Here is a 9,500-nt window from a genome sequence, read left to right on the forward strand (position 1 = left end):
AGAAAATTATCATCTACATAGGACTATTATTTTATTTTTGAAAAAATAATTTAGCTCAAAGCTTACTGTACAAAGGTTTGATTCTCAGTATACCTAGCAAGATTCAAGTAGGATTTCTATAGTAATTATATTATCAGTCATAAGTCATAAAAATAATATCCCCTGTAGGGGGTCTTCATAGAATCAGATATTTAAAATTTCATTTTAAATTTCTAGATAAAAAATTCTAAAAATAGCCATATTCTAGTTTAGTTTTGAATATATGACTTTAATCACTCAATAACAGCTATTTTGCTTCCATTTCGAGCAGTTCGGGGATAGTTACAAAGCTATAACCCTGCTGCTTAAGTTTAGCAATTATCTGAGGTAAAGCTTGGATTGTGCGAGTGCGATCGCCACCACCATCATGTAGTAATATAATGCCACCAGGACCGGCGTTTTTTATCACATTATTTACGAGTGTAGCTGGTGCGGGTTGCTGGAAGTCTCTCGAATCCGCAGACCACATCAAAGTAGCATATTTTTGATTTCTAGCGTGAGAAACCAAGCCATTACTTAAATGTCCTCCCGGTGGACGGAATAAATTTGTTTTGACACCTGTAACTTGATAAATTAATTCTGTTGTTTTATCAATTTCAAAAGCAGCAGCTTGGGGATTCATAAAATGATACCAATGATGCCAAGTATGGTTGGCTATTGCATGACCTTCAGTAATAATTTGCTTTCCTAATTGAGGATTATTTTTAAGTGCTTGTCCGACTACAAAAAACGTTGCTTTAATATTATTTTTTTTCAATATATCTAATGTTTGTCTAGTACTATTTTTCCATGGTCCATCATCAAAAGTTAAAGCAATAATTTTTTTATTTCCAGCAGGTTTGATTTCATAAATTATCTTTCCATCAAAGCTTTTTGGTGCAGCAGAAAGTAAGCTTTTTTGCTTTAACTGTTGATTCAAGCTTGCTTCCATTGCAATTTGAAATTCTGCAACTCGCTGTTGATTGTCTGCTTGAGAATTTATTATTTCGATTTCGGGTTTATTTATACCGATAATTTGAGATAAATTCAACTTTTTCGGTATTACAAGACTCAAGCATAAGGTAATAGTAAAAAGAAGTAAAGCAATTAACAACTTATGCGGTAGAACAAATATTTTTCTGCTTTCCACTTGATATTTCTCTCAAAAATATAATTTTGTTTAGATGCTTTTAGTCTGCAAACATAAGTATTTAGCCCAATATGAAGCTTTATTCTTAAGCCGTCTACTGGATAATTTTATTTTGTAAATTATTAATAGCTTGCCCTAAAATCAATATTATTCCTTCGCTTATACGGCAGTTTTACCTTCCCGAATAAAGCTGAACAGGTGAAATTAATTAATCTTACTTCTCGCTTAGACTCTATTAGTTTTTACTAACTGTCTACCTTGAAACAATAGTAAAGTCACTGTAGAATCAAAGTAAGAATCCCTAGCTATTTAATTTCTAATTACTACAAGATAATTTGTTACTTATCCGAACAAATATCGCTGATCGATTATAAAACGAGTAGATAAATTCTCTCGTCAATGAATATTACTCTGAATATCAGTTAGATTTCATAGATAAAATTTAGTCATAATCACAGGCTAATTATCACCTGCTATTACGATAGTAATACCAGTTTATCAAAAAGGCAATAATAATAAATACTTTTAGAATAAAAGAGATTAAAATAATTTTAAAATCTCATGAAATAATAATTCCAAATATTATAAGTCGGGTTTTTAGAATAATTTATCCGGCGGTTGAAACTGCGTCTAGATTAAAATAAAATATTATCTTCGCAAGCGATAACCCATACCCCTAACGGTTTCAATTAGCTCATTACCCAATTTCTTACGCAAATAACCAATATAAACATCTACAATATTTGAACCGGGGTCATAATCATATCCCCATACTCTATCTAAAAGTTGTTCTCTACTCATAACCTGCCCAGGATGACGAAAAAGAGTTTCTGCTAAAGTAAACTCACGGGCTGGTAAATCAATCGTATCACCGCATACTCGTGCTTTTCGAGTTCGTAAATCGAGCAAAACATTACCTGCTGAGAGAATATGTTCTTCCCGACTCTGAGAAGTTTGACTATCTCGTAACCTTAACTTTATCCGTGCAAGCAACTCTTCAAATCGGAATGGTTTGGTCATATAGTCATCAGCACCACCTTCTAAACCTGCAACTTTATCATTGATATCATCGCGAGCTGTCAGTATAATTACGGCTAAATTTTCTCCTTGTCCGCGTATTTCTTCCAAAACTTCCAAACCATCTTTACCAGGAAGTCCTAAATCCAGAATCAGCAAATCAAAATTGTTACCTATTGCCAAATTCAAAGTTTCTTTAGCATCCGATGCAATCGTAGGGATAAAACCATTTGCACGCAAACCTTTAGCAATAAATGCAGCAATGCGAGATTCGTCTTCAGCAATGAGAATCTGACTCATAATTAAGATTTCAGATTATAAAATATAGTCAGAGAAAATATAACTAATTATTAATTCTTAACTGGTAAAATTATAGCGAAAAAAGCACCTTTTCCCGGCTGACTTTGCAATGTAATTTCTCCATGATGGGCTTCTGCGATCGCTTTAACAATAGATAATCCTAAACCAGCACCTTCGGAACGACGACGACTATTAGCAGCACGAGCAAAGCGTTCAAAAATTCGTTGTTGATCAGCTTCGGGAATTCCCTCTCCTGTATCACGTACCCAAAATTTTACTTTTCCTTTGGTCATGGAAGAACCAATTGCAATTGTGTCATTACTAGTTGTATGCTGAGTAGCATTTTGTGCAAGGTTCATTATCGCTTGCGTCAATCTTTGTCGATCTACAACAATGATTCCTGTGGCAATTTTATCCAAACACCAATTACGTTCCCCTAAAACTTGAGCTTTAGCAAACAACTCCTGGGTCAAAGTTTTAATATTAACTGTTTCTAACAGTAGAAAATCTGGGCGCTCCGTTTTTGATAGCAGAATTAAATCTTCTACAAATCGGCTCATCCGATCTAATTCGTCAATTACCAAAGTTACGGTTTCATTGATTTCTTGTGGATCATCCTCGCTCATTAATTCCAAATGTCCGCGAATAATAGTAATCGGGGTTCTTAATTCGTGTCCTGCGTCATTAATAAAATTGCGCTGAGTAGTAAAAGTTGTTTGTAATCTATCCATCATTTCATTGAAAGTAATTGCTACTTCTGCAAGTTCATCTTTACCTTGAATCGGAATGCGCTGACTTAAATCGGATTCACTAATTGAACGAGCAGTTTTACTAAAAGAACGTAAAGGAGCTAGCACTTTTCCAGAAGCTACCCAAGAAAATATTAAAGCTGCAAGCATCACAAAAATACTAATTTGAATCACAACCCCTACGGCTTCAATTACTTCTTCACGCTCACCCCTGATAGTATGAGCTACTATGAATACTCCAACAATTCCACCCTGTATTTTTACGGGTTGAGCCTTGTAAATAATACCACCAACTTGACTCTCAGGCACTTCTATTTCGCCTTCTTCTGGTTTAACTAAATTTGCCCAGTTACGCATTAACTCTGAATCTCGATCAAATATTTTTGGTCGTCCTCTCGGACTTGATTTAAAAAACTCTCCATCTACGAAAGTAAGCAAAAAAGTATCGTCTTCCGGAAGCTGTTTAGCTAAAAATGCATTAAAAAAACCTTTCAATTCTTGTTCGGAAGATGGAGTTACCAGACGACTATCGGGTTCGTTTATCCAACCATAATCCTCTAATTCTGCTTGATTTAGTTCGACGTTAGATCCATTTTCAATTAGTTGGTTAAATATTTCCATCTTTTCCACCAGTTCCCTACGAACTCGTGTATCGACACGGGAATACAACAGATTACGAAACGCCGGAATTGAAACTAGATAAATAAACGTAATAATTAGTACGTACCAAAATAGGATGCGGGTACGAGTCGCCCACAAAAATCCCCGCCAGTTATTCCAAGCAGCGATTTTTTTTCTTAGTAAAATAGCTGACTCCTGAGAATTATTTTTTACAGACTTTGTACTGAATATATTAAATCTTGACATTAATTTTTTACTGCTATTTGATTACAGAGAATCAGCGTCTACCTTTCTTAAGGTAGGTAATTTATGCTAGTTGTGTGCGTTTTGAAATTTTATTATCATTATAAAATATCATAATAAATTCAGATTTTTACGTTTGAATTCTATGGCTCCAATTCCGCAAATTTTATAATATGAATATAAGGAATCTTTATAGATTTCACAAACATGAGAATTTTGGTCACACTACCTATGAATTTATCCTCAGCATGGCAATATTTTCGTGATGAGATTCAACAACCCGACGAACATATTAACTTAGTAAAAGCTGCTTTATACATTGCTCAAGAAGAGTATTTCGACCTTGACATAGAAGAATATATTAACGCGATTGAGGCAATGGCAATTGAACTAGAAGAACGTTTGCCATTGGAAAATTATCCTTTAAAAATTATTCAATGCATTAATCAATATTTCTATGATGACTTAGCTTTTACTGGTAACAAAGAAAATTATTATGACCCTCGAAATAGTTTTTTGAATGATGTTATCGAACGTAGAGTCGGAATTCCCATTACTTTAGCATTACTTTATATCGAAGTTGCCCGTCGCATCGATTTTCCTATGATAGGTATAGGAATGCCGGGACATTTTTTGATTCGTCCAGATATTCCGGAAGTTGAAATTTTTGTCGATGCTTTTAACAATGGCGAAATTATGTTTCTCCAAGACTGCCAAGAACGCCTCAATCAAATTTATCAGCAAAATGTAACGTTAAAACCAGAATTTTTGGCACCAGTTACGAACAGGCAATTTTTAGCAAGAATGCTAACTAACCTTAAATATATTTATCTCAAACAGCAGGAATTAGAAAAAGCTTTATTGTGTGTTGAAAGAATTTTACTATTGTTTCCCAATGCGACATTAGAAATACGCGATCGCGGTTTACTATCCTATCAAACTGGACGCTTCAATCAAGCCTCACTTGACTTACAAGCATACTTACTCCAAGTCCCCGACGCTCAAGACGCTTCTACCATCAGACGTTTGCTCGCACAAATGGGAAATTTGTAAATCAATTGGGAATTGGGAATTGGGAATTGGGAATTGGTAATTGGTAATTGCGAATTGGTAATTGTCCCCCCATCTCCCCATCCCCCCATCCCGGATCTTCCTACCCAAGACTTTCTGCTACCCGTTTGAGACGACGCAATTGTGCTTGCATATCTTCCTTTGTGAACTTTTCGGCAAAGGTTTGAAATCCCCAACTAATTAGAGGGTTGGGAATCTCAAATTCAAAACGATTAACTAAACGAGTTCCCGTGTTTATCGGTTGACATTCCCAGCGATCGCGTCCTTTAAAAAATCCATCAAAGCCCCAAACTACCAAACCTGGTTGCTTTTCCACAACTGTACTAATCAATGTGGGTTTTATTACTGGTATTTGAATAATAAATTTACTTTTACTACCGACTTCCGTACTCCAATCCCCAATTGGTTCACAGCACAAAGCGGGATTTAACCATCGATGCATTAAAACACGGTCTATGATACATTGTTCTACTACTGCGGATGTAGCATTAATATCAACCGATTGCTCAAAAACTTTTTTGTCGGACATTTTGAGTTTTTCATGTAATCTCCGCATTCAGATTAACGTAAAACAAGCACTATAAAACAAGCTTTTCAGCAATACTACAAAGTATTTTACAATGCTTTTGGCTGTATCGAAAAATACAACAAGCTGCGTAATTTTCAAGTATTCCCATTTGTTTTCTTTTGGGTAAAGAGTGAATAAAAATAAAAAAAGTAAAAAATAACCTTGATATAAATTATTTGTAAGATTTACTGGTAAATTAGGTTGCAAAACACCGATGAAGTTGTCACGGTATGGTATTGTTTCAGGCAATGCACTACCTTATCATCTAAGGTGTTTTTCGCAATAAAACCAAACTTTAAAACTGGAAAACTATGATTTCAACTTGGCAAGATATAACCCAAGTGGTGGGTGCTGATTTGTCAATAAGAATAGGGACAATTTTGGCACAATCACCTTCGTTGTCTCAAAATGGAGCAGAGGGATTTGAAGCTTATAGCCGGAATGCTTTTGCACAAGTAATTGACTTATTACCTCGCTTGCTGGGTGCAGTTGCGATTCTGTTTGTTGGCTGGCTGGTTGCTTACATAGCTAAAGCTATAGTCCAAGGACTGCTCAATCGGACTAACATCGATAACCGTATTGCTGCTGGATTAACGGGTAATAGTTCTCTCCAAGTAGAGAAATTCATTGGTGGCTTGGTTTTTTGGACTATTCTGCTGATTACTGTAGTTGCGGTTCTAGATACCTTACAGCTAAGGGTAGCTTCTGAGCCACTGAATAGATTTCTCAATACAATCGGGGAATTCTTGCCTAGATTACTAGGTGCGGGGATCCTTTTAGGAGTGGCTTGGGTGGTCGCGACTCTCGTCAAAACTTTGGCAGTAAATGCCCTCAACGCTTTAAACGTAGACGAACGGTTAAACGCACAGCAAGATGCAACTACTGCTAGTACTAATCAACTTTCGATTGCTCAGACGATTGGTACTGCTCTTTACTGGTTCATCTTTTTACTATTCCTGATTCCGGTACTAAATACTTTCCAGTTGGAAGCAGCTCTTGCACCGATAGAAGGCTTAGTTTCGGAAATTTTAGGAATTCTGCCAAATATCTTAGCAGCGGTAATTATCGGCGCAGTTGGCTGGTTTGCAGCTAATATCATTCGCCGGATCGTAACTAACCTGCTTGCCACAACTGGAATTGACCATTTAGGAAGTCGATTTGGACTTTCACAAACTTCGACAGCAGGACAATCCTTATCGTCGATTTTGGGTACGATTGTCTACGTTTTAATTTTGATTCCTGTAGCGATCGCAGCGCTTAATGCGTTACAAATTCAGGCTATTTCGGTACCTGCAATTGTAATGCTGCAACAGGTTCTCAATGCTATACCTTTAATCTTTACTGCTGCGGCAATTTTGGCTGTTGCTTATTTCTTGGGAAGATTTGTCTCGGAATTAGTCACCAGCATTCTTACCAGCATCGGCTTCAACAATATTTTCTCCATCCTGGGTTTACCCACACCTGCGAGAAGAACAACAGTTACATCAGAGGGAGAAATACCTTCACCAACATCCCGCACCCCATCAGAATTCGTCGGCATTATTGCCTTTATTGGTATTATGCTTTTTGCTGCTGTTGCGGCAATCAATATCCTGAATATTCCAGCTTTGACTGCACTAATCACGGGTATTGTAATTATCTTGGGACGAATTTTAGCTGGATTGGTAGTATTTGGTGTTGGTTTATTCTTAGCAAATCTCGCATTCAGCCTTATTACCAGTTCCGGTAATGCTCAAGCCAGAATTTTGGGTCAAGTAGCCAGAATTGCCATTATTGTGTTAGTTTCGGCGATGGCATTGCAGCAAATCGGCGTTGCTCCTGATATCGTCAATTTAGCTTTTGGTCTGTTGTTGGGTGCTGTAGCGGTGGCGATCGCCCTCTCTTTCGGACTTGGTTCTCGCGATATTGCTGCTCAACAAGTACAGCAATGGCTAAACTCTTTTAAGAGCAAAAATTAGAAAAGTATGAAGTATGAAGCATGAAATCAAAAGGGAATAGGGGAGAGGCTGGGAGCAATAGGTTAGCTAGATAAAGTTTTAGTATATCTTCGCTTTTACTGTTGCCTACTTTTTATGTCCTGTTCTCCATTTCCCTTCTCTATTCCCTCTCCCCTCCACTTCGGGTGAATCGAGAATTTTCATCCTTCATCCTTCATACTTCACACTTTTTTTCAACTTGACTTGTAACTCACTTTTGATCCGATTCAGGATTGAAGATTCATCAAGATTTGCCAAAATTTTACCGATTACCGCTTTTGGTCCATCAGGTCCCCAAGTCGCTCCATTCGCTAAATATGCCTTAGTTACTTGTCCGATACCGTAAGAAGAAACACCAGCTACACCGGCTTGAGTAAGTGCAATGGATATATAAGGACCGAGCGTTGCGCCACCAGTAGCTGGTGCGGAAATACCAAGTAAAGTTTTTAACGAACCCAATCCTAAATTTGCGAGTAATTCACTGGCACTAATGCCGCCCATGCTCAGGGCGATTTTTTGTAACAATTTTACCGCCCCAGATTCCGTCATCGCAATGCCGTAAAGCTTGGATAATCCCAAAATTAAGAACACATCGATCGCCGTAGCACTGATAATATCTAATACAGTCACCGGGTTAAGAGCCACAGCCAGAGCTTTGGCGATCGCGGATTTCCAAATCAACTGATTCGCAGCAGCTTCGCGCAATTTCAGTTTACGCTGCACTAGTTGGTCGTTCACGTCATCAGCGTAAAGCATGGTGTTAAGAGCAACTAAATCTTTACCATCACGGTGCAGAATTTCCAATATTCTCAGTTTTAATTCCTCAACTTGAGGTTTACCTTTACGTAACTGGACGTTCTTAGAACCATCAGCATTACGTACTAACGTTCTCACCAAAGGTGAAGCCGCAGCGGTGACAATTTCCGCAGGTGAAAGCAACTCCCGGACGCGCTCATTCCGAATTTTCTCGTAAACTGCAATTCGGTCAGCTTGAGGATATTGATCTACTTTATTAAATACTAATAAAATTGGTTTACGTGCATCTCGCAACTGGGACAGAGCTTCATGTTCGAGCTTCGTCATATCCCCAGAAACCACGAACAAGATTAAATCTGCCTGTTTAGCAATTTGTTCGGCTAATGCAGTGCGAGTTTCACCATCAACTTCATCTAAGCCTGGTGTATCGATCAACTCTACTTGGGATTGTCCGCTACTGCTAGGGAGAGTCACTCGTAAAGCCCGTTGAGACTCACCAACTACTTCTTCATTAATAGTCCAATTAACCCTTTGGGCATCGCGAGTTACACCGTGTAGTGGACCAGTTTCAAAAACCTCTTGTCCAACCATTGCATTAAGTAAAGAAGACTTACCCCGTCCCACCATCCCAAAAGCAGCAATTTGTACCGTCATGCTTTCCAACTTCGTCACCATACTTTCGAGATCGGCGATTTCCATTTCCAGCCCTTGAATTTCCGCAGAACTCAAGTCCAGATTTGCAACCATCGCGCTCAGCGCCGTTTTTGCCTGTTTATAGTGAAGTTCTGCCTGAATCTCTTCAAAAGTGAAAATTGCCTGATCTAATTCCTCAGTACTGGAATAATTATTGCTCTGGGCTTCCGGTGAAGGTAAAGTCATATAAATTTTAGATTTTAGATTTTAGATTTCCGACTTTAAATTATAAATTTTGTTACGTCTTCTTCCATCGTAATGATTTTTGAGTGTGAATTGGGCATTGGTAATTGGGGATTGGTAATTGGGAAGATAATTACTAACTCCTAACTCCTAAC

The 9,500-nt window shown here is 37.7% G+C and carries 7 protein-coding genes; 2 read left to right on the forward strand and 5 right to left on the reverse strand.

The annotated features are described in order from the left end of the window. Window positions 1-286 precede the first annotated feature (286 nt). From VB797_RS09535 to VB797_RS09545, 3 genes are all read right to left on the reverse strand, one after another. Entirely contained in the window at window positions 287-1,168 is an 882-nt protein-coding gene (locus VB797_RS09535) for a polysaccharide deacetylase family protein (protein ID WP_323237432.1), read from the reverse strand. A 648-nt stretch (window positions 1,169-1,816) separates the two neighbouring features. Further along, window positions 1,817-2,485 (reverse strand): response regulator transcription factor, encoded by a 669-nt coding sequence (locus VB797_RS09540; protein ID WP_323237433.1) that lies wholly within the window; start codon window positions 2,483-2,485, stop codon window positions 1,817-1,819. 50 nt (window positions 2,486-2,535) lie between these two features. Continuing rightward, window positions 2,536-4,101, reverse strand: a complete 1,566-nt coding sequence (locus VB797_RS09545; protein ID WP_323237434.1) for a sensor histidine kinase — start codon at window positions 4,099-4,101, stop codon at window positions 2,536-2,538. A 228-nt stretch (window positions 4,102-4,329) separates the two neighbouring features. On the opposite strand from VB797_RS09545, the gene VB797_RS09550 reads away from it, so the two are divergent. Continuing rightward, the gene (locus VB797_RS09550) at window positions 4,330-5,151 is read left to right on the forward strand and encodes a SirB1 family protein (RefSeq protein ID WP_323237435.1); all 822 of its coding nucleotides are present in this window, start codon (window positions 4,330-4,332) and stop codon (window positions 5,149-5,151) included. Window positions 5,152-5,251: 100 nt separating this feature from the next. Here the strand turns inward: VB797_RS09550 and VB797_RS09555 are convergent, their stop codons facing one another. Continuing rightward, the gene (locus VB797_RS09555; protein ID WP_323237436.1) at window positions 5,252-5,698 is read right to left on the reverse strand and encodes an SRPBCC family protein; all 447 of its coding nucleotides are present in this window, start codon (window positions 5,696-5,698) and stop codon (window positions 5,252-5,254) included. Between the two features lie 350 nt (window positions 5,699-6,048). Between VB797_RS09555 and VB797_RS09560 the strand changes: the two genes are divergently transcribed. Further along, window positions 6,049-7,695, forward strand: a complete 1,647-nt coding sequence (locus VB797_RS09560) for a mechanosensitive ion channel (protein ID WP_323237437.1) — start codon at window positions 6,049-6,051, stop codon at window positions 7,693-7,695. Window positions 7,696-7,881: 186 nt separating this feature from the next. Here the strand turns inward: VB797_RS09560 and VB797_RS09565 are convergent, their stop codons facing one another. Then, a complete protein-coding gene (locus tag VB797_RS09565) occupies window positions 7,882-9,348 on the reverse strand; it encodes a GTP-binding protein (protein WP_323237438.1) in 1,467 nt (488 codons plus the stop codon). Window positions 9,349-9,500: the final 152 nt, after the last annotated feature.

The organism is Rivularia sp. UHCC 0363 (genome assembly GCF_034931125.1).
In the GTDB taxonomy this organism is placed as follows: domain Bacteria; phylum Cyanobacteriota; class Cyanobacteriia; order Cyanobacteriales; family Nostocaceae; genus Rivularia.